General features: G+C 45.7%; 20 protein-coding genes. 8 read left to right on the top strand and 12 right to left on the bottom strand.

What is annotated here, in order from left to right:
- Nucleotides 1–166 precede the first annotated feature (166 nt).
- Nucleotides 167–883, top strand: coding sequence for a pentapeptide repeat-containing protein (locus tag QT996_RS07085; protein WP_333045480.1), 717 nt, complete (start codon nucleotides 167–169; stop codon nucleotides 881–883).
- Nucleotides 884–1,105: 222 nt separating this feature from the next.
- Here QT996_RS07085 and QT996_RS07090 read toward each other — a convergent pair whose 3' ends face one another.
- From QT996_RS07090 to QT996_RS07105, 4 genes are all read right to left on the bottom strand, one after another.
- Entirely contained in the window at nucleotides 1,106–1,771 is a 666-nt protein-coding gene (locus QT996_RS07090) for a response regulator (RefSeq protein ID WP_333045481.1), read from the bottom strand.
- 313 nt (nucleotides 1,772–2,084) lie between these two features.
- Complete coding sequence (locus QT996_RS07095) at nucleotides 2,085–3,431, bottom strand: EAL domain-containing response regulator (protein ID WP_333045483.1); 1,347 nt, start codon at nucleotides 3,429–3,431, stop codon at nucleotides 2,085–2,087.
- A 577-nt stretch (nucleotides 3,432–4,008) separates the two neighbouring features.
- Nucleotides 4,009–4,278: a hypothetical protein gene (locus QT996_RS07100; RefSeq protein WP_333045485.1), complete on the bottom strand. Its 270-nt coding sequence runs from the start codon at nucleotides 4,276–4,278 to the stop codon at nucleotides 4,009–4,011.
- Between the two features lie 80 nt (nucleotides 4,279–4,358).
- Complete coding sequence (locus QT996_RS07105; RefSeq protein WP_333045486.1) at nucleotides 4,359–6,266, bottom strand: serine/threonine-protein kinase; 1,908 nt, start codon at nucleotides 6,264–6,266, stop codon at nucleotides 4,359–4,361.
- A 302-nt stretch (nucleotides 6,267–6,568) separates the two neighbouring features.
- On the opposite strand from QT996_RS07105, the gene QT996_RS07110 reads away from it, so the two are divergent.
- On the top strand, nucleotides 6,569–8,098 hold the full coding sequence (locus QT996_RS07110; protein ID WP_333045487.1) for a phenylacetate--CoA ligase family protein: 1,530 nt from the start codon (nucleotides 6,569–6,571) through the stop codon (nucleotides 8,096–8,098).
- 27 nt (nucleotides 8,099–8,125) lie between these two features.
- On the opposite strand, the gene QT996_RS07115 is transcribed toward QT996_RS07110, so the two are convergent.
- The 6 genes from QT996_RS07115 to QT996_RS07140 form a co-directional block, all read right to left on the bottom strand.
- Nucleotides 8,126–8,821 (bottom strand): Uma2 family endonuclease, encoded by a 696-nt coding sequence (locus tag QT996_RS07115; RefSeq protein WP_333045488.1) that lies wholly within the window; start codon nucleotides 8,819–8,821, stop codon nucleotides 8,126–8,128.
- 153 nt (nucleotides 8,822–8,974) lie between these two features.
- The gene (locus QT996_RS07120) at nucleotides 8,975–10,069 is read right to left on the bottom strand and encodes a Rho termination factor (modular protein) (protein ID WP_333045489.1); all 1,095 of its coding nucleotides are present in this window, start codon (nucleotides 10,067–10,069) and stop codon (nucleotides 8,975–8,977) included.
- A gap of 416 nt (nucleotides 10,070–10,485) precedes the next feature.
- Nucleotides 10,486–11,415 carry a ParB N-terminal domain-containing protein gene (locus QT996_RS07125; protein ID WP_333045490.1) on the bottom strand — a complete coding sequence of 310 codons (930 nt, stop codon included), beginning with the start codon at nucleotides 11,413–11,415 and terminating at the stop codon, nucleotides 10,486–10,488.
- Complete coding sequence (locus QT996_RS07130; RefSeq protein ID WP_333045491.1) at nucleotides 11,415–12,917, bottom strand: AAA family ATPase; 1,503 nt, start codon at nucleotides 12,915–12,917, stop codon at nucleotides 11,415–11,417. Before QT996_RS07130 ends, QT996_RS07125 begins: the two co-directional genes overlap by 1 nt.
- A 182-nt stretch (nucleotides 12,918–13,099) precedes the next feature.
- On the bottom strand, nucleotides 13,100–14,152 hold the full coding sequence (locus QT996_RS07135) for a fatty acid desaturase (protein ID WP_333045495.1): 1,053 nt from the start codon (nucleotides 14,150–14,152) through the stop codon (nucleotides 13,100–13,102).
- A gap of 256 nt (nucleotides 14,153–14,408) precedes the next feature.
- Entirely contained in the window at nucleotides 14,409–14,690 is a 282-nt protein-coding gene (locus QT996_RS07140) for a hypothetical protein (protein WP_333045496.1), read from the bottom strand.
- 120 nt (nucleotides 14,691–14,810) lie between these two features.
- On the opposite strand from QT996_RS07140, the gene thrC reads away from it, so the two are divergent.
- Complete coding sequence (gene thrC, locus QT996_RS07145; protein WP_445304547.1) at nucleotides 14,811–15,935, top strand: threonine synthase; 1,125 nt, start codon at nucleotides 14,811–14,813, stop codon at nucleotides 15,933–15,935.
- Nucleotides 15,936–16,203: 268 nt separating this feature from the next.
- Nucleotides 16,204–17,058: a formyltetrahydrofolate deformylase gene (gene purU / locus QT996_RS07150; RefSeq protein ID WP_333045497.1), complete on the top strand. Its 855-nt coding sequence runs from the start codon at nucleotides 16,204–16,206 to the stop codon at nucleotides 17,056–17,058.
- Nucleotides 17,059–17,208: 150 nt separating this feature from the next.
- Here the strand turns inward: purU and QT996_RS07155 are convergent, their stop codons facing one another.
- On the bottom strand, nucleotides 17,209–17,823 hold the full coding sequence (locus tag QT996_RS07155; protein WP_333045498.1) for a hypothetical protein: 615 nt from the start codon (nucleotides 17,821–17,823) through the stop codon (nucleotides 17,209–17,211).
- A gap of 144 nt (nucleotides 17,824–17,967) precedes the next feature.
- Between QT996_RS07155 and QT996_RS07160 the strand changes: the two genes are divergently transcribed.
- The 3 genes from QT996_RS07160 to QT996_RS07170 all read left to right on the top strand — a co-directional run bounded on the left by QT996_RS07160 (nucleotide 17,968) and on the right by QT996_RS07170 (nucleotide 20,646).
- A complete protein-coding gene (locus QT996_RS07160) occupies nucleotides 17,968–18,993 on the top strand; it encodes a YihY/virulence factor BrkB family protein (RefSeq protein WP_333045499.1) in 1,026 nt (341 codons plus the stop codon).
- A 231-nt stretch (nucleotides 18,994–19,224) separates the two neighbouring features.
- Nucleotides 19,225–19,887 carry a hypothetical protein gene (locus tag QT996_RS07165; RefSeq protein ID WP_333045501.1) on the top strand — a complete coding sequence of 221 codons (663 nt, stop codon included), beginning with the start codon at nucleotides 19,225–19,227 and terminating at the stop codon, nucleotides 19,885–19,887.
- Nucleotides 19,888–19,980: 93 nt separating this feature from the next.
- On the top strand, nucleotides 19,981–20,646 hold the full coding sequence (locus QT996_RS07170) for a hypothetical protein (RefSeq protein ID WP_333045502.1): 666 nt from the start codon (nucleotides 19,981–19,983) through the stop codon (nucleotides 20,644–20,646).
- 163 nt (nucleotides 20,647–20,809) lie between these two features.
- On the opposite strand, the gene QT996_RS07175 is transcribed toward QT996_RS07170, so the two are convergent.
- Nucleotides 20,810–21,040, bottom strand: coding sequence for a hypothetical protein (locus QT996_RS07175; RefSeq protein ID WP_333045503.1), 231 nt, complete (start codon nucleotides 21,038–21,040; stop codon nucleotides 20,810–20,812).
- Nucleotides 21,041–21,247: 207 nt separating this feature from the next.
- On the opposite strand from QT996_RS07175, the gene QT996_RS07180 reads away from it, so the two are divergent.
- On the top strand, nucleotides 21,248–21,424 hold the full coding sequence (locus QT996_RS07180) for a ribbon-helix-helix domain-containing protein (protein WP_333045504.1): 177 nt from the start codon (nucleotides 21,248–21,250) through the stop codon (nucleotides 21,422–21,424).
- Nucleotides 21,425–21,511: the final 87 nt, after the last annotated feature.

The raw sequence follows: 21,511 nt of genomic DNA on the forward strand, positions 1-21,511 counted from the left end.
CCCGCCTTGCTGGAAGCTGGTCTAAATCCTTGGCTGCGAATCATTTTTTTTTGATTTACCGCAGAGGGCGCCGAGAACGCAGAGCAAGATAAAAGAGAGAAGGATATCGGTTTAAAGTCTACAGTTTCCTAGTATAATTTGTTTGAAGTAGCAGTGAGGTTTGTTTGTGAAACTTAAACTCTTGGCAACTGTAACGGCTTGTTTAGCTTTGTTTGGGCTGGCAGCTCCCGTTAAAGCTCAAAATCCAGATCAGGTTAGACAATTGCTGGAAACTAAGGAGTGCGAGGGCTGTGACTTGAGAAATGCTGATTTGTTCAAGGCTAGCTTGTACAGAGCTAATTTAAGAGGAGCGGATTTAAGCGGAGCAAATCTCTATGAAGCTAATTTGCTAGAAGCGGATTTAAGTGATGCTAATTTGACCAATGCTAACTTAGTTAATGCCGAGATGTACGGTGCTGAATTGAATGGTGCTAATCTGCGAAATGCGGATTTGTCTAATGCTTTTTTGGGGCGAGCCAATCTGACGAGTGCGGATTTGCGCGGTGCTAAACTTTTTAATGCGAATCTGGGCGAAGCTTATCTGCTGCAAGCTAACTTGTCGAATGCCGATTTGAGGCGTTCGCTGTTGTTTAGAGTTAATTTGAATCGTGCGAATTTAAGCGGAGCGGATATGTCTTTCGCGGATGTGCGCGATAGTAATTTGCAGAATGCTATTTTGTCAAATACTAGGCTTCCTAGAGCTCAATTGACCGGGACAAATATCGATGCGGCGAATAACGTGCGGCAGGGTGATTTGGAACGTGCCAACTTCCGGGGTACGAATTTGGGGCCAGGGGTTTGTGTGATAACTAATTATCCTTATTGTGTTTTGAATGTGGAATAATCTGCTGGCTGAGTGCGTCAGCCTCCATTTTCTTGGCAGCTACGGGAGTTTTTGCTCCCGCCCAAAAACGGATACAAGTTCCCCACTTAAGTCGTGGAAAGATCAAAATTTTAGAGTAAAGTTCCAGCTCCCAGATGAATCTGTGGAATAAATCTAAAATCTAAAATCTAAAATCTAAAATCTAAAATCCACTGGCTGGCGCACCCTAAGTTGAGATCCGAGCTAAGTTTGAGGTGGTTTGTATCCTCTTTCTAGGGCAAATCTCACAAGCTGGGCACGATTTTCTAACTGTAGTTTGCTGAAAATGCTGCCTAAATGAGCTTGCACAGTCCGGGGGCTAATAAACAGCCGATCGCTAATTTGTTTGTTAGTATAACCCTGGATAACCTCCCAAAAAACTCTTTCCTCGGCTGGAGTTAAAGGCAAAGGTGCAGGTGCGGGCAATACTGCCACAAATGTTGGTTCCACCGCCCTACCGCTAGCAGTTTGCAGCAGTCGGACAATCTCGGCGTGAATGCGGTGAGAGCGCTCTAACTGCCCCTTTACCTTAGCTAAGATTTCTTCCGATTGAAAAGGTTTTACCAGATAATCGTCAGCGCCGATCGAATGACCTTCAACTTTTGACTCAATCTCCCCTTGACCCGACAAAAATATAAAAGGGACTAACTGTCCCAAACGGGTAGTTCGCAAACGGCGACAAAACTCAAACCCGTCCATTTCCGGCATCATGACATCTGAAATTACCAAATCTGGGGGGGCCTTTTCAAAAATCGAGAGCGCCTCAACCCCTGAATTAGCGCATTCAACCCGATATCCTTGACTTTCCAAGTACATTGCTAAGACTGTTTGACAGTCTGCTTCGTCGTCAACTACTAATATTCTTTCCATGACAGGCTTGCACCAATTCGAGTTGGACAGTTCTTGAAACTGCCAGTTCCAAAGTAGGAACTTAAATGAGTTTACCTCCTGCAACTTGATAAAGGCTCGCAATTTGAAGACGCTACACTTTCTCAAATAGTCCAATTAGGGGCGCCTAGCGCATAAAAGGGGAAGCAGTAGAGCAATATGGGGAACAATATCCTTCTTTGATTCGCATATCATCAAAAGCTACAACTTTTTATGAGGAAGCGTCAACTTTTATGCAGACCATAGAAGGTAAAAGAAAGAATTTAATCCTATAAAACAGAAAGCTGGATGACACTTACACTATTCCTAGACCCGACATTGAAAGGTTTTTAGATTTTTCGGGTTCGGAAACAGGTACAAAAGGGACAACGCGAGCAGGTCCTACTACTGGCGGCTGCGCGCACAAACCAGGGTCGGCAACCAACATACTTTCAATTATCGCTGCTGGTTCGGGGCGGCTGAACAGATACCCCTGCATGATATCGCACTGATGTTGTTTCAAAAAATCTAGTTCTGCTTGTGTTTCCACTCCCTCAGCAATTACGGTCATATTCAAACTGTGACCCAGTAAAATTACTGCTGTAGTAATAGCAGCATTTTGAGTATCTTCGTTGGCATTACGGACGAAAATTCGATCAATCTTTAAACTGTCAAAAGCAAATTGCTTAAGATATCCTAAAGTAGCGTAACCGGTGCCGAAGTCGTCAATAGCAATCCGAATTCCTAAAGCTTTTAGTTGGTTTAAAGTAGCGCCTGCTACTGTCGCATTTTCCACCAAAGCGCTTTCGGTCATTTCTAATTCTAAATTAGCAGGATCTAAACCTGTAGTTTCCAATATTTGCACGATTCGCGCCTTGAGTTCCGGGTCTGACAACTGTCGCGCAGACAAATTTACTGATATTGTAAAGGGCGAAAACCCTGCAGCCAGCCAACTAGCGGCTTGAGCGCAAGCTGAAAGCAGTACCCACTCCCCAATCTGAATAATTAAACCTGTTTCTTCTGCTAAGGGAATAAATTCGACGGGAGAAATTATACCTCGATCGGGATTTTGCCAGCGAACTAAAGCTTCGGCGCCGATAACTTGGCCGGTCGCAATATTCACTTGTGGCTGATAATATACCTGAAACTCACCTTGTGCCAAAGCGTGGCGCAGCAAAGCTTCGAGAGCAAACTTTTCAGGAGAGACGGTCGTAACCTTGGTCGAGTCATTAACTAAATCTTTGAGTCTGGCTTCTGCTTGGTGAAGCGCGACTGTCAGCGGTTGAGTAATAGTTTGCCGTTTCAAGACGCGAGAAGCAATGGCTCCCAGCAATTCAGCTTTGGTAAACGGCTTTGTCAAGTAATCGTCTGCCCCCAATTCCATCCCCCGACGAAAATCGGTTTTGTCACTTTGAGCCGTGAGGAAAATAAATGGAATTGTTGCAGCTAGAGAGTTTTGCCGCAGAGTCCGCAACACGTCATAACCGTCGAGTTCCGGCATCTGCACATCGCACAAAATTAAATCAGGTATCTCCGAAAGTGCCATCTGCACCCCAGCTCGACCGTTTTCAGCCGCAATGACCCGGTAGCTGTGAGATTCCAGGAGTTGCAGAAGAGTTTCCCGGATTAATTCGTCGTCTTCAATCACCAAAATTTTGAGCATGATACTTAGATAACAGATGGCACTATATATCTGAACCTGACTAACTCTAGCATACTCAAACTAACGAATTACTGAGTCGGCCAATTAGCCAATAAACGATTAGCCAAATGGCTGAATATTTTCCCTCGGTTCTTAAGTCACCATAAAAGCACTGGGAAAATAAGGAAGAGTTTGATCTCTTTCAAGAGCATAAAACTTCGGCGCCCGACTTGTTTGATGAATTTTCATTACAAAATAGCCGATATTTCTCATTAAAAAAATTGCCGCCCACACTTTCACAGCGCCGATGGCGGAAATTACTCAGGCTATCACTTATATGAGGTCCGGTTAATTGTTCATAATAAGTCCGTATTTGTACTGACAACTAGAGTTTTTTATCAATGAATGAATCAGGACGCAGTGTCCTGATTCATCCAAAAAAGGATACTTGCTTTCAGACAACAGTCGTGGAGAGATAAAAATTTTAGATTAAGGTTGAAGCTGCCAGATTCATCTGTGAAGTAAATCTCAAATCTCAAATCGACTAACGGAGAACTTAAGTATGGTTCTCTAACCGGAAATCATATTATGCACGGCCTTAATTCACAGGCTTAGGGGAATTCACGCAAAACTTTTCATCTACAATTGCAGAATTGATACTGACAGCCTGCATGGATGATGACGGAATTATCAGGTCTTGCGGAACTACTAGGGTCTTTTTACAAACCAGCTCGCTACTGCCTACAGAGGCAAAGTTCCAAGCATAAAATTCGGGAGTGCTGACTGTCGCATTGGCCGGATGTAAACCTAGTGCAGTCACTAATACTAATCCAAAAGTCACTAAAGCTACGATCGCGAATCTCAGCATATTCTTTGTTTGAACCCGACAACTTATCTGATTGGTATTACCTTATTATTGCCTGGGTGGATCGAGAGCGTCAATAGCAGTTATTCCGCCGTCAGGTTCAACTCGTAAGCGATCGGCTCAGATGCTTGAGAAACTACCACAAATTCATAAAAACCAGCATCATCCAGCAATCCCGACCAACTAAGCCCCTCTGCATCTTCCAGCAAAGGTCGCGCGCCCTTTGTCCGCCCCGGAGTATAAATTGACAGTAGAGTAGATTTGCGCGGTGCTTGTAAATTCACGCGCAAAGTTTGATTTTGAGCGAACCTGGCAATGTAAGCTTTCCCTTCCCCGGGTTTGAGATTCCCTGTGAGGCTTTTGCTGTTCGATCGGCGGTCAAATTCAACGCTTTCGACAGTTGCTCCAGCTTGTAAGGCTTCGAGTGCGTCGGCGGTAATTGCTTGCCAAATTTGTCCGATCGGCAAACCAATGATATTGCGATCGCGCGGCTGTTCTGGAAACCAATAAAAGAACTTAGCATCAGCCAAATCGTACAAAGCCCGACTGCTCAAATTCAGCTTGTTAACCTCTGTTTTCCAGCGATCGAGATCAGTGGTGTCGTAAGTACCCAACCGCGCTCTAGCGTCGCTGCTGAGGTTTTCCAGCTTATCGAGCAACTCGTCACCGATTTTCTGCCACCTTTCGCGCCATTGGCGATCGTCATCGCCTTCTTTTAACAGCCGTCCGCCCAATTCCGGGTATTTGGCATAGAAAGTCTCGTCCACAAGGTTGACATAACCGCTATAGAATCGATCGTCAATTTTGAGCTTGACAAAGCGATCTTGCAAAGCATCTTCTTGTTGCTGCTTCGGGTTTGAAGGCTGGGGAACTTTCTGCACTTTTGATTGCAGATTTAACAAAGAATTGCCCGCAAACCAGCCAACTCCACCCATAGTTGATAGCACCGCCACCACAAACAAAACCATTTTCCAAGCAGGCATTTTTTGCTGATTGCCAATAGCAGCAATTCGCACCGGAGTTCCCGGCAGTTTTGGCGTGGGAGCGGGCACGGGTATAGGCGAGAAATCCGGCGGTGGCTGCGTGATCCCAAAATCCGGGGCTGGTGGCAAAGGTGGCTGTAAAGGCGGATTGCCGGAGAGAGCGAGCATTACCTCGCGAGCCGAGGAGTAACGCTGGCTCGGCTGTTGAGCAAGCATTTTATCCAGCACCAGGGACAAATTCGGAGACAGAGAACATTCCGCCCGCCACTTCCAATTCAGGGTATGGCTGTCGAGCAATTGATGCGGTTCCTTCCCCGTCAGCAACACCAAAACCGTGGCCGCCAGAGCGTACAAATCGCTGTGGGGAGAGACGATGCCCATCTGCATCTGTTCGACGGGAGCATAGCCGAGCTTGCCGATGCGAGTCGCGGGGGCGGGAGTGCCGTTAGCCTCAGCGAAAAGAGACTCTACGGTGGCGGCGACTTGTTTTACTCCCCCAAAGTCGATTAGCACTGGCATCCCGTCAGAACTCCGCAGAATCAGGTTGTCCGGGGAGATGTCGCGGTGAATCACTCCCAAAGAGTGAATGTATTCGAGCACGGGCAAAATCTGGATGAGCAGTTGATTGATTTCTGCCTCTATGAACCGCAAACCCTGACGCTTGCGGGCGTCTAGCAAAAAGCGGTAAGTTTGGCCTGGCACGTAGTCTTGGACGAGAAATAGGTAGCCTCGATCGCTGATACTGACGCGGAAGAGTTCGCGGAAGCGCGGGATTTGATTGTGTTGCAGCTTGTAGAGCACTCCCGCTTCCCGCTCGAACAGTTCCTCGGATTTTTGTAAAGCGTAACTTCCATGTACTTGGGGCGCAAATTCTTTTAAAACGCAGGGTTCGTTAAATCGGTGGGCATCTTCAGCGAGGTAGGTGCGCCCGAAGCCTCCGTGTCCCAATTCGCGGACGATGCGGTAGTGGTTGTTGAGAGTTATGCCGGGGTAGATGGGATTGTTCATTGGAACTTGCTGCGTCGGATTTTCACGCTTGACTGAGACTGGGAGTTTTGGGCGATCGCTGAATTAATCTTGACATAGTGTGTCAGTGTTTATTTGTCGATCGGCACCTTGGCTATCCCCTGTGGTTATTGTGAAAACAGCGGTTTCGTGCTATGGAAGTTTATCTACTGCGCCATATTTTCGATCGACCTCAAAATGTGTTCAAATTTTTAGTGTCCAGCCCAATGTGCGATCGGGTCGTTAGCGCTACTAATTGAATCTTGAGCATCGAGGTTCCAAATACCCATTTTAAGGAGCAAATCATGCAGCCAGAACAGCGTCAGCGAGCAAGTGGGGCGTTTGAAGAGTTTTTGAGGGCGCCGCTTGAGGAACGATTGCAACACCAGCAGAATCGAGTTGCCGAATCCAGGGCGATCGCGCTTTTTCAAAAAGTCGCGGCCACAGTACCAGCTTACCAGACTTTCCTAGCTGCACGTAACATCAATCCCGCCTCAATTCAAACCTTTGAAGACTTCCAAAAATTGCCGCTAATTACTAAAGAGAATTATTTACGCTGTCACCCGCTACCTCAGTTGTGTTACCAGGGCAAATTAGAAACTTGCGATTTCATTGCTGTTTCATCTGGTTCGACAGGAAACCCCACATTTTGGCCGCGTTTTATCAGCGATGAGTTGCAAATAGCTGCTCGTTTTGAACAAATATTTCACGACAGTTTTTACGCCGACAAGCGCTCAACTTTAGCTGTCATTTGCTTTGCGTTGGGAACTTGGGTAGGCGGAATGTACACGGCAAATTGCTGCCGCTATCTAGCGAGTAAGGGCTATCCAGTTACAGTTGTGACGCCGGGGAATAATAAGACTGAAATATTCCGAGTTGTGCAGGAACTTGGGGAGCATTTCGAGCAAGTAGTTTTGTTGGGATATCCGCCGTTTATCAAGGATGTGATTGATAGCGGAATTGCTGGGGGTGTGGAGTGGCAAAAATACCGAATTAAGATGGTGTTTGCGGGAGAAGTGTTTAGCGAAGAATGGCGGAGTTTGGTGAGCGATCGCACTAATTCTGACAATCTATATTACAACTCTGCGAGCCTTTACGGTACAGCCGATGCGGGCGTTTTGGGCAACGAGACACCGCTGAGTATTTGCATCCGCCGCTTTTTAGCAAACAATCCGGAAGCAGCACGCAATTTATTCGGGGAATCGCGGTTGCCAACGCTGATGCAGTACGATCCGAAAAGCCGCTTTTTTGAAGTGAATAATGACGGCACGCTGTTATTTTCTGGCGACAACGGCATCCCGCTAATACGCTATCACATCTCCGATAACGGCGGTTTAATTTGTTACGAAGCAATGCTCAATTTTTTGGCTGAATGGGGATTTAACCCTGTGGCACGTTTGCAGCAAGCAGCAGGTATGAAAGTTTCTGATTTCCCCAGAGGAATTCGTTGCTTGCCATTTGTCTATGTATTTGGGCGATCGCACTTTACCGTTTCCTACTTCGGTGCTAACATTTACCCGGAAAATGTCACCGTAGGTTTAGAATTTCCCACGATTCGGGAATGGGTGACGGGAAAATTTGTACTGCAAGTCAAGGAAGATGCGGATCAAAATCGGTTTTTATCGGTGGTTGTGGAATTAGCAGCGGGGGTGGAGGGCGACGAGGAGATGAAACAGGCGATCGCATCTTCAATTCTCACGCAATTGCGGCGGCTAAACAGCGAATTTGCTAATTATGTGCCGCCAGAATATCAGTTACCTGTGGTGACATTAACTGCGACGGGCGATGCGGAGTATTTTCCGATTGGGGTGAAGCACCGATACACGCGGCAGTAAACCGTGTTTTTGTGAGTAGGGGGTGCACTAAATTGTATCGGGATCAATGTTTAATTCTCGCAGTTTCGCGGCCAGGCGATCGGCTCGTTGAGCCTCCCTTTCTGCAACCTCTTCAGGAGTAGAGACAAGCTCTCCTTCTGCTGTAAAGAAACGCAGTTTTCCGCCACAAATTCCGAGACTCAAATCGAGCTGCTGACTCCGCAGATGCCCGAATTCGTTCGGTGCGATTGCTTCATATTCCCCGTCAACTAAATGAAATCCAGCTAATTCTAAAGTTTCTGGGTCAAACCAAAAGTAGTCGTGAGTGCGAAAAGTATCTTGATACAGTTGTTTTTTAAAGTTTTTATCTATATCCGCTGTTTTGGGAGACAGGATTTCAATGATAATATTGGGGTACTTTCCCTCTTCATCCCAAACTACCCAGCTTTTCCGAGTTTTGCGTTCAGTTCCGAGTACCACAAAAAAGTCTGATCCTCGGAAGTCTTTCGATTTAAGTTGATTGGAACAGTAATAAATGGTGAGATTTCCAGCAGCATAGAAATTGTTTCTATCTCGCCACAGCCATTCTAGGGATTGGAGGAGTAGGATTATTTGTCGCAGGTGCAGTTCTGTTTCTACGGAATGTTCATCACTGTATAAATCGCCGGGAGGAAAGATAAAGTTTTCCGGTATCTCTTCTTCTAGTATTTCTTGGGTAGTAGCTAATTCTGCGGTTGCGGACATGGCTGCTGGGTGAGGAGTAAGAGGTTGTGTGTCTATTTTAGCAAGCTTTTCATATCTCGGCCGAGGACTATTCTGAAAGCCCGATCGCGCTTTTTGCCCAAACACGCGATCGAACACCGCATAATTAGTCTTTAACTATTAGCAATTAGCGTTTTATTGACCGTCAGTTTGTCTGAGAGCCGCCAGAATTTCCGGTCGTTTCATGCGCGCGTAGCCCCGCACTTTCCGGTCTTTGCCGATCGCCTTCAACCGTCTCAGCGAAAGACTTTCGTAGTCTTCCTCTGGGGACTGGGACGGAAACGGCAACTCCAACTGCAACTGCGGTAACTGAGGTTTCTGCTGTGCTTTCGACTGCTTCTTCGGCTGCGTTTTTGACTGCTTCTTTGGCGGTGCCTCTGGCTGTATTTCTGAGTGCGTCGCCGCGGCGCCCAGTTGGCGGCGGAGCGTTTCGATTTGATTTTTCAGGTCATTTTCTACGTCTTCAATGGCGTCGGAGACAAACTGATTAATGGTTTGGACTGTGCGTTCTAATTTTGTTGACAGCAGTTTTTCCAGTTCATCCAACTGTCTCAAAGCACCTTCAAGATTTACCTCAGAAATAACAGCCGATGTTGGCGGATGGTTGCTGCTCGATTGTTCAATTTTTTTAGCCATTTTATCTACCTTTTCATGAAATGCTTTTTCCACTTGTTCGAGCAAATGCTTAATCTGTTCTATTTGGTTACGCTCAAAGTTCTGATCAGTTAGAGATTTTACGTGCTTTTTTAGCAGGTCTTCATTTTTTTTAACAGATTGTTCTATTTGTTTTGTTAGACTGTCTACCTTTTTTTGAAATGATAGCTCAAATTGTTGCAGTAAAGTCTCAATTTGTGCATTTTTGTGAGTCGATTGCGGAGCTAAATGTTCCATTTCTGCTTGAGCAACAGCTACCTCCTCGTCGGTCATTTCAAATACCCACGCCCACATTTGCTCGATGCCGAGTTCTTTAGCAACAATACACCAATCCGAGCCGCAGACTACTTCATATTCTTCTTCGTTGCTGTAAGCTTCAGTGGGGCGTACAATTAAAGGAATCAAGTTGCTGCCTTGCTCGATCAGACTTCTCCTAAGAGCTTCGCGGCGTTCGCGAGGAATTTCGCCCCGATGAGACTCGGGTATTGCAATTTGGGAAGTGTAAATCTGAGTGTGACTAATGGGCTTAATCCGCAAATATTCAACTATTCGGTTTTGATCGGACGATCGATCCATCTTGTTACAAGTCCCCTTTTGTCATTAAAATCTGTTGTGTAGATATTTGTGTATATTTGCACTTTACAGCCTCAGTTTTAAGTGATGCAGGACTAACCCAAGAACTCTAATTGTCGGGTGGGCCACAAGCACTTTACCCCAACTGCGATCGAACTCGGTGATCTATCGAACTCGGTGATCAGGGGGAGATATGGCGTTGCTGCTGTACCTGGGCGGCTGGCTGTGCGGTGACAGCCCGAGCGATGGCGTCCCGCCCCGCAAGCTACGGCAAAAGTTACTGCAATTCCTAAAAAAAGCGGCTGTGATGAGTTTAACTGGCTGGGGGACACCAAGGATACACTGCTTTACTCATCTTTACTTTTTTTGGCGTAGAGACTCACTAGACCAAAGTTGCTAGTGGCGACAGGAATTGCGAGTTATGAATATTTGTGCCACTTATCAATTATTTTAATCATTGTTTTGTCGGCTAACCCTTTAACACGTTCTACCACATTTGCAAAGGAGACAAACGGCCGCACATCTCGCTCTTTGAGTATTATTTGGATTATTGGAAGCTTCAAGCCAGCATCTTTCAAATTAGCCGACAGTTGATTTTTTTCTAAAGTATTGAGTGCTTCCAACGCCGACATTGATTGGGAAGCTACGTTTTCAACTTCTGGTATCCTCTCTACCACCAGTTGTTTTTCGGGTGGCGACTCTAATTTCAACTCATTAATTCTGTTTGCTAACCCAGCTTCAACTAACAGAGGTACTTGTTGTAAGATTCGGTTTTCAAGTTCTTGTATACTCTGGGCTAAAACTTTTTGTTCGCGGGCGTACTCGGATTTTAATTCATTAATTTGACTGGCAAACTGGGCTTCAATATTTGTTAGTCGCTGTTCTAAACTAGATGACTCTTCGGGAGTTTCATTTTCACCTAAATTAGGGACTTCGACCAAAGAAACCGCGTTTGTTATTGAATCTGCGGGCGGCGACGAAGTATTTTCGTACAAAAACCCGGTTTCTGGGAGATCAACTAAATTTTCAGTTTTGGCTGATTTCCTCAGCGCTTGAACTTGCTCTAAAAGCAGTCCTTCATTTTCTGGTTCAAGAATAAATGCTCCGATTGTCTCGCCTTTCATAGGGTTAATTTCCCTGGCTTTCGCCGCAGCGTAGTATTCAAAGTCTCCGTCTACTATCTCGTAGGAATCCATACCGTTGCGGCGGAGAATTATGGGGTTGATCAATCCTCCTAATTCTAAAATCAGTTGCGCCAGTTTCTCCAAATCGCGATCGGCAAAATTGGAACGGGGAACTGTGGATGTAATCTTTTTAACTAGAACCAACGACACCAATAATTTTTTCATTATTTATCACCTATCTTTTCCAAGACTTCCATTGCTAATACTTCAAATTCTTGAGATGCGGTAGAATCTGGATTAAAGTCTAGCACCGAAACCGGATCGGCAATTTCCATATCTCCCACCATCTGAGTTTGTTCTGCACACTTAGCCAAATCATCTCTTTCGTAAATGGCGCTTTCCATAATTTCCAGGCCGTAGCGTTTGGGAATTGCCGCCCTCCGTTTGGGCAAACTGTACTGTATAAATTTAGTGTTAGTTGATATTTTACAAGGAAGTACGCCTAAAATTTCTAGAGGATTTCTGCCAATTAGTTTCTTGAATCCATTGATTTTTCCGATAAAATCTTTGACATGAATTAGTCCTTGATTGGCAAAAGGCTTTAAGTCAGAAGGAATAATTAAATAATCAGCAGCAATCAAAGCAACTCTAGCATATAAATTCAAAGATGGCGGCGTATCAATCAGTACAATATCGTACTTTTCTTGTACTTCTGCTAGTTTTTGAATCAGAATTATTTTACTGTAATCCAGTGAGTTTAGTTCATTTTCATATTGCATTAAATCAATATGAGAAGGAATCACATCTATGGCTGGAGTGCAAAAATTAGACTTTCTCGCGACATCTGTGATAGAGTAGAAATCTGCTGACTGCAAAACGTGAAGAATATTGTTGTTTTTCAAATCGTCTTGTTCTTCATCCTCAAATTTGACTAATCCTGTGGCAAATGTTGTATTGGCTTGACTGTCCATGTCTATTACCAAGACTCTTTTACCTTGCTTGCTGAGGGCTGCGGCTAAATTGACTACTGTTGTAGTTTTGCCAACGCCGCCTTTATTGTGGTAAACTGCAATGATTTTCATCGTATTTTGAGTTTTTTGGGGAACGGTTACATCGGATTTAACTTGAGGGTTAACTGGATTATTTTCAGGTATTGGTTCCGGTTCTGAGATTTGACTTGGCTCAGGTTCTGCGGGGGCGGGATTGTTAGGCTGTACTGGGACTTCGCTAACTAACTCAGGACTAACCAAATTAATTTTACTATCTTCCAGTTCGAGATTATCGGGATTTTTTATAAATCTTAAACGATCTCTGCCAATTAAAGCGCTAATTTCATCAATTCTATTTTCAATGTCTTGTCCAGCACACTTAAAGACTAGCTCAATATGATCGACGGCTCTTTCGTAAATTCTAATTTCTTTACCGTTAGTTATGAGTCCGTAGCGGATGCTCAAACTTGTTAAATAGCGATTGAGTTTTCGCAGGTGGCGGTCTAAATTTTCCTTGGGATGTTTAGCCTCCATGACTACACTCATCGGTGAGTCTGTCTCGACGACTATGGGGATAACTTGGGTGGCAAATGAGAGAAAGTCTAGACGAATATTCCCAAATTCGATTTCTTGGTGCCAAGTGTCCGGGGTATAGCCTAGTTTTGGTAGCAGATAGCTGACAATGAGTTTGCTTTCTACTTCGCTTTCGTTGCGACAGTTATTGGGATTGAAAGTCATTCGATTTTAGATTTTAGATTTTAGATTTTAAATTGAAAATGACTGATTTAATAATGGTACGGATTTTGATGTTGACAGTAGGGCGCGCCTTCCGCAGCTTACAAAGGCTACGGATTGTAATATCGAAAAACCCGGTTGTGTTTGACAAACCGGGTTTTTATGGGAGCGATCGCGCTTCAAAACTACTTTGTTTGAGCGTTAAATTCCTCAAATGTCAGATAGCCACCCGCGGGATCGTACAAATGACAGTTGTCGGCAATCCGCTTCATTAAAGACCAAGAAAATTCTGTTTCGTAGAGATGATCTTGCCAATTTTCCTTTAAGCTGCTGTGGGCTAGGCGCAAGTTGTACCAGGGAATAGCAGTTGAAAGGTGGTGGGGAACGTGGACGTTAATGTCGTGGCACAGAAACTCTACCCAGCGGGGATAATCGCAGTGAACTGTTCCCGATAGTTGCGCTTGGGCTTCGTTCCATTCTTCGGGTTCTTGAAATGAAATGTCTGGTGCTGTGTGGTGGACGATCGTAAAAGTGCTCATCCAGAAATGGTAAACCAGCCAGGGCATCAACCAAAACTTGACAAATCCCCAAATGCCTGTTGTGGCAATTAAAATCGGGAATCCGATCGCAGCACCGATTAAAACTACAAAAACCGAAAACCGGACTTGTTCTTGTTTTTGTTGGCCTTTGAAGCGCCACCACATAAAGTGCACTTTTCCCCAGTGGGCGATCGAGCCGATCCACCACATCCGACCGAATATTAAACTATAAGCTATTTGTAAAGGCTTGGACGCGCCAGCGTAGTCTGGTGCTGTCATCGGCTGCCAAGCATTATCCTCGCCAATTTTGTTGGTGTGTTTGTGGTGGTAATTGTGGCCGTGCCGCCATGCGTGAAACGGGAAAATTAACGGCAGAAATGCAATATGTCCGACTAAATCGTTTACCCAGCGGCGGTTAGCAAATGATCGGTGGCCGCAGTCGTGCCCGATCACAAAAAAACCGGTTAATCCGGTACCTGTGAAAATCCACATCAGGGGTAGTAGAAACCAAGGCGATACTGCTATGCCCCAGTAACCGACAGCAACTAGCAAAACGTTGACGATGACTTTTGTCCAAGCTTTGCGGGGGTTTTTGACGAATACTTCCCGCGGCAGGGTTTTGAGAATATCTTTGAGGCGCAAGTTGGAGGTGTCACTTGCGGATGTCAAATTTAGTGGTTTTTCGATCGATGCTGTCATAAACTGATTTCGATTCTCCGTATGCCATGAGCATGGCTTAACAAATTAGCGCAATAAAAAAGCGCAGTAAAATGTCAGCTCGTTGCCAGCTTGTGGCAGACGAGTTGAGCAGTAGGCAAGCGCGTTTTAGCAAATGCTAGCGATCGCTATCCGCAGTTAGGAATTTCTAGCACTTTTGGCAAAAATTCTGCGGGTAGCAAAACCTTAGTTTTTATAACACAGGGGCAGCACAATTAGCATTAGCGACTGTGGTCTGCTAATTGCTGTTGCTACCAGAAATCGGGTCGAGAGCCGACAAGCCAGCGAGCGAGCGTTGCTGTTTGAGGCTTTGCACTTCCAGCAGCAAGGATTCGATTTCTGCTTGTAAGTGCAGGAACTTAACTTGCTGATCGGCTTGGTAGGGGCACTTCACCAAATCTAGTTTGCGGGCAAAAGTGGTCGATAGGGTAGAAGAACTAGCCATTTCGGGATTGCTCGCGGTGACTTGAGGCCGGGAAAGAGTGGATGAATTATTTGACATTAGTAATTGAGTAGACATATCTACACATTCACACCATTAAGTTACTTTAACCTGAACCGATCGTATTAAACATCAAATTAACCGATCGAGCTAAAATTAGTGTAAATTCCTTAGCCCTTGCCTAAAACCATTGACACCGTGACCCTGATTCTACCTGCTACTGACTCTGCTACTAACTCTGCTGCCCGCGCCGCCTCCCCCAAGCGCTACGGCTGGCCCGGCTTGATCGAAGCTTATCGCCCCTACCTGCCGGTGACGGAAACCACGCCGGTAGTGACGCTCCAAGAAGGCAATACTCCCCTGATTCCAGCACCTGCGATCGCCTCTCTCATCGGTCGAGACGTGCGCGTCTTGGTCAAATACGACGGCCTCAACCCCACTGGTAGTTTCAAAGACCGGGGGATGACAATGGCGATTTCCAAGGCGAAGGAAGCTGGTGCCGAGGCAGTAATTTGCGCCAGTACCGGCAATACTTCGGCCGCCGCCGCCGCCTACGCCAGACGCGGGGGAATGCGAGCTTTCGTGTTGATTCCCGAGGGTTACGTGGCTTTGGGCAAGTTGGCGCAAGCTTTGCTTTACGGTGCGGAAGTCATTTCGATTGGCGGAAATTTCGATCGCGCCTTAGAAATTGTCCGCGAAATGGCTGTTAACTACCCCGTCACTTTGGTAAATTCGGTGAATCCTTACCGCTTGGAAGGTCAAAAAACCGGTGCTTTTGAAGTCGTTGACGCCTTGGGCGACGCCCCCGACTGGCTGTGCATTCCCGTGGGAAATGCGGGAAACATCACAGCATACTGGATGGGTTTTTGTCAATACCACCAAGCAAAAAAATGTTCGCGCTTGCCGCAGATGATGGGATTTCAAGCCGCCGGGGCTGCACCTTTAGTAACGGGCCAACCAGTGGCGAACCCAGACACCCTGGCGACGGCGATTCGGATCGGCAACCCTGCTAGCTGGAAACAGGCGATCGCAGCTTCCGAAGCCAGCCGCGGCGGTTTTGCGGCAGTCACCGACGCCGAAATTCTGGATGCTTACCGTTTGTTAGCATCGCAGGAAGGAATTTTCTGCGAACCGGCGAGTGCAGCTTCTGTGGCCGGCTTGCTGAAGGTGAAAGACCAAGTTCCGACTGGGGCGACGGTGGTTTGCGTGCTGACTGGTAACGGTTTAAAAGACCCGGATACCGCCATTAATCACAGCAACAATCTGTTTAAAAGTGGCATTGCTCCGACTTTGGATGCAGTAGCTGGGGCGATGGGATTTTAGAAGAAGGAAGAGGGAACAGGGAAGAACGAAGAAGGAAGATCGAAACAGGCTTTCTGGCCTGTTCCACTCTTAGTTAAAATCTTTTGTGGGGTGGGCCGAAAAGCCCGCCCCTAAGCCCATAGAAACAGGCTTTCTAGCCTGTTACACTCTCAGTTAAAATTCCTTGTGGGGTGGGCCGAAGAGCCCGCCCTTAAGCGTATCAATAAACCCCTGTGAGATCGCTTTTTTCTCGAGCGACTCAGCCAGACAATTTTGTCATCATTATATTATGACCAAGCCTACTGCAACCCTGTTAATTGCCTGTCCCGATCGCAAGGGGCTTGTCGCCTTACTTGCCAATTTTATCGCCTCCCATAATGGCAATATCATTCACGCGGATCACCATACCGATTTTACCGCTGGATTATTTCTGAGTCGGCTAGAATGGCAATTAGATGATTTTGATTTAACCACCGAACAGATAACACCTGCTTTTAGTGAAATTGCCAAGGACTTACAAGCAAATTGGCAATTGCATTTCTCCCAAAAAATTCGACGGATTGCGATCTGGGTCAGCCGTCAAGATCATTGTTTATTAGACTTGATTTGGCGACAACAATCTCAAGAAATCAGAGGTGAAATTCCGCTGATAATCAGCAACCATCAAAATTTAAAGCCTCTTGCCGCACAATACGGTATCGACTTTGAGTATATTCCCATTACTAAAGACAATAAAGCTATTCAAGAAACACGACAGTTAGAAATAATTAATAAATATAAGATTGACTTAGTAGTTTTGGCTAAATATATGCAAATTTTGAGTCAAGACTTTATCAGAAAATTTCCCCATGTGATTAATATTCACCATTCATTTTTACCCGCGTTTGTGGGTGCAAATCCCTACGAAAGGGCTTATGAAAGAGGGGTAAAAATTATCGGTGCAACAGCCCACTATGTTACACCCGATTTAGATGCGGGTCCGATTATCGAACAAGATGTTGTGCGCGTGAGTCACCGCGATGAAGTGTCGGATTTGGTTCGCAAAGGTAAAGATTTAGAAAGAGTTGTGTTAGCAAGGGCGGTGCGATATCATTTACAAAATCGTGTTTTAGTTTATGGCAATCGGACTGTTGTTTTTGCTTGAAAATTAGGCGTCATATTAAGTCCGGGTTGGTCAGTTTTGTTGATAGACGATTGAAATCGCTCCCTGCAAAATGAAGTCCGCCTCCGCCGACTGAAGAAAAGACGGATGATAAAAGCGGATTTGGTATGATTAATAACTACTGGCTACTGACTACTGATTAAAAGGTGGTAGCTGAAGTAACTGGTTTTTAGAAGGCGGAAGTTGAGCGGGATTGTGGCGGATTTCGATCGCAGTTTCTCCCGGATTTTGGGTGGTAACAGGTACTATCTCTAAAGAGTATGCTGTCTCGGTTTTTGCAGGGGCAGGATTTTGTGATTTCGTGAGCAAGTCAACGGCATCTCCGAGGGCGCTAGTTAAATTTTTGCTAGTTTCGGCGTGACGGGCTTCTTCTTGTTTGAGGGCTTGAGTGAGTTGTTTAACTTGTTCGATCGCCCGATCGCGCTCTTGGAGAACTTCTGCTAACTTAGCTTTAAGCTCGCCTACTGTTTGCAGTTGTGCGACTTCCTGCTGTCGAGCAACTCCAGCATCCTCGCCTTCGGAGACAATGGGGGAGAAACTTTGTAATTGCTCTATTTGTGCTTCCAGAGAAGCGATGCTTTGCTGAGTTAATTTGGCATCATTCCGCCGCTGTTCGGCTTCGGTATTGTAGAGTTGCCGCCACTGAGCAGCACTTTCACCGGCCTCATCGCGATCGCGCGAAACTTCTGTTAACTGCTGTTGCAGCCGCTTAATTTCATCTAACCACTGTCTGACATCCTGAGCCATAATATTGATTTTAGATTTTAGATTTTAGATTTTAGATTGGGGAATTGGGAATTGGCAATTGGGAATTGGCAATTGCGAGTTGATAATGGCTTAATTAATTAACGACTTGTTTTACCTCATCTTTCGCCCCGTTTCCTGTGCGCTATGAACATTTTTTACTGGTTGCGCTACCTGATTTTAGCTTTGTTTAAGGCGCTTTTAAGGCTGCTTCGAACTCTCAAAAGGAAATTTGGTGCTTTTTGGCTGTTTTGTCGGTGTTTGACTTGGGGCACGATCAAGGAAGTCGGCGCTAAGGCGGGAGAGCAGCGCTTGCCGGGGCTGTCGGCGCAAATGGCCTACAATTCTATGCTGGCGCTGTTTCCGGGGTTGTTGGCTATCTTATCTGCGATCGCTCTCTTTGAACCTTTGCAGTCAACACTTTATCAACTCGCCGGCCTTTTGGGGGAGGTAATACCCGATAACGTTCGGAATTTGATTCGCGGCTTAATCAAAGAAATTCTGTTAACTCGCAATAAAGGGCTGTTTTCCGTGAGCTTTCTTGTGGCGATTTGGGCATTTTCTGGAGTAATGAGCGCGGCGATGGCTGCACTCGATCGCATCCATGAAATCCCGAGCGATCGAACTCGACCATTTTGGAAAGCCAAACTTATTTCTCTGGCGCTGAGTATCGGCACAATTATACTATTGATTCTGGCATCGGGAGTAGTATTTGTCAGCGACTTAATTGTACAAGCGATTGCCCGCCAGAGTTGCCTGCTGGAGTCCGTCGCCAATTGCGATTTAAAAGATGTCCAAAATTGCTTGCTACTCGCCGGCAATTGCCCTTTGGAGTCGCAACTGTTAGCTGTTTGGCGTCTGTGGCGGTGGCCGATTTCTTTGGGAATTGTATCACTGGCTTTTGCCTTTGTTTACCGCTACGGGCCTAGTCGCCGTCAACCAGATATTCCTATTTTTTCGGGAGCTGTTTTTGCTGCTATTTTGTGGGCGCTATTTTCAGCTTTATTTCGGTTTTATGTTTTGCATTTAAGCAATTACACTTGGACTTACGGGACGATTGGAACTTTTATTGTGTTGCTGCTGTGGCTCAATCTTTCTGCTTTGGTGATGCTGATGGGCGCTCAGTTAAATGTGACGGTGGGCAAGGCAATGAAACAATCACAATTAAAATAATTGGTTAATTTTTATTTGTTATTTGTTATTTGCCGGATGCTGGCTTACCTACGGAGTAAAGTGCTGAGGATGCCCGCCACAAAAGAAAGCAAAATCAGTATCCAAATGACACCACCGGGAATGAATGTCAAGAGGCCAACACCTCTGAGAATCCAAACTAGGAGGGTGAGGCCCAGGATAGCCCAAAAGATGCGGGTAGATAGTCGCATTTGAAATCTAGGAGAATTAGTCATGTTGAATGTTAAAGTTTTGTCTGGATCAATGATAGCTGCTTTGCTGGCGATCGGCAGTTACCTCACCTTAATTTCGACTCCCGGTTCCGCTATTGCGCCTGGGGCTACAAATGTGCTGGGAGAAGCGGCAAATGCTGCTCAAAAAACACCTTCTGCAAGTTTAACAATTTCCGATCGCACAATTGGAGCGGCGAAGGTCGGGATGACTTTCGGACAATTGAAAAAGGCTCTGGGTTCCACGGCACGGTTTAAGGTAGAGTCTCCTTTTATGGTAGACTTTGATGCTGTGGCTGTCAGCCTGTCGCAAAAAGTGCAATATCGGATTATCTACGCTGCGGGTACAAAACTAAAAGATACCGATGTCATTGAACTTTTGATGACTGAAAATTCTAGTTATAAAACAGTTCAGGGTGTCGGACCGGGAATGAATCTGAAACAAGCCGAGGCAATTTACGGTAAGGCTACTTTATCTTATAACGTAGATAATGAAATGAGAGAAGGGGTTGTATTTGCCAAGCAACCCACGAGAAACATTATGTTTGTTCCCCAGGCTAAAGGGAAACAATTTGCGGGAGTTTATGGCGCTGGCCAAGGGGGATTTTATCAGACTAATAAGTATCAGCCGAATGCTGTAATTCGCTCTGTGATGGTGCGGAAGTAAGTTAGTAGTCCTGGACGCACAAACCCCGGTTTCTTAACGTAAACGAAAAAGATACGGGTAGATAGTCGCATTTGAAATCTAGGAGAATTAGCCATGTTGAATGTTAAAGTTTTGTCTGGATCAATGATAGCTGTTTTGCTGGCGATCTGCTCTTATCTGGGAGCAATATCGAGGCCCGATGCCGCTGTGGCGCATGTGGGTACAAAGGCGCTGCCAGAAGTGGCAAAGGTTGCTCAAAAAACACCTGCTGCAAGTTTAACAATTTCCGAGCGCGGAATTGGATCGGCGAAGCTGGGGATGACTTTCGGAGAATTGAAAAAAGCTTTGGGTTCCACGGCGCAGTTTAAGGAATCTCCTTTTAAACCAGGAGAAGGCTTTGAGGCTGTGGCTGTCAGCCAGTCGGGACAAGTGCAATATTGGATTATTTATCCTTTTCGTACAAAGCTGAAAGATGCGGATGTCATTGAAGATTTGATGACTGCCAATCCCATTTATAAAACAGTTGAGGGTGTCGGGCCGGGAATGACATTAAAACAAGCAGAGGCAATTTATGGCAAGGCTACTTTAGGTTATAACACGGGCTATGAATCGGTCGAAGTACTTGTCTTTGCCAACCAACCTAATAAAAAAATTCGCTTTGCTCCCAAGGCTGAAGGGAGGCAATATGCGGGGGTTTACGGGGCTAGTCAAGGCAGTGTTCATGAGACTAATAAGTATCAGCCGAATGCTGTAATTCGCTCTGTGATGGTGCGGAAGTAAGTTAGTAGAGACAGCCTAACAGATAACTCGGCGATTGAAATCGCTTCTACAGAAACTCTCGTCCCCGCAGAGGGGGACTCAACAAAGGAAGGACGATCGCACTTATCAAAAAAAGTGCGATCGCCAATGTTTAGTTAACTGAAATCGCCACGAAAATTACCATTTATAACGCGCTGGTGACGGGATTGGAAGGGCTGCCCAACGCGGATAAACGGTGACTGTCCCCACTGCGATCGAACACAACCTCAAACTTAACGTGGGGTATAGTTTGACGCAGAAACTGAAAATGCCCGTCTGCATCTGAACGACTGCGGAACCGGGCCACAATCATCCATTGCTTAGTGGGTAACAGACGGGCGATCGCCCAACAGCACAAGCGTTCTTTGTACGTCATAATAGAATTCGTCTCCAGTGAATGTTGGAGCCAGAGCCAGCCCGTAACCTTGGACAGTGAGGGGCTGGCTTCTGACTGTTTACAGGTAACATTATAACACATTGTGACGTACATTAATACAAAATAACTTAAAATGAAATATTTTTATCGGTCTTAACTCAAAACATCGTAAGATGGACTGTGTTGAAATGTTTTGCAGTACAACGAATGGCTTCACGGGGAAGAGTTACCGCATACCTACCAGAGGAAATTCAAAAAGCTCTGGAAGAATGGGCAGAAGAAGAAAGCAGATCCGTCAGCAGTTTGGCAACGTACCTGCTGACGAAATCTGTTCGAGAACACCAAGAACAGAAAAAAGATAAATCAGAAAGCGATCGCCCTTAAGAACGATCGCCCGCAATCCCCTCCGCGTCCATCCGCCTACATCTGCGGTCAAAAAAAGAACCATCGCCTCAAAAAAATAAGGTGGGC

This window comes from Microcoleus sp. S13C4 (genome assembly GCF_036700865.1).
Taxonomy (GTDB): Bacteria; Cyanobacteriota; Cyanobacteriia; order Cyanobacteriales; family Microcoleaceae; genus Microcoleus.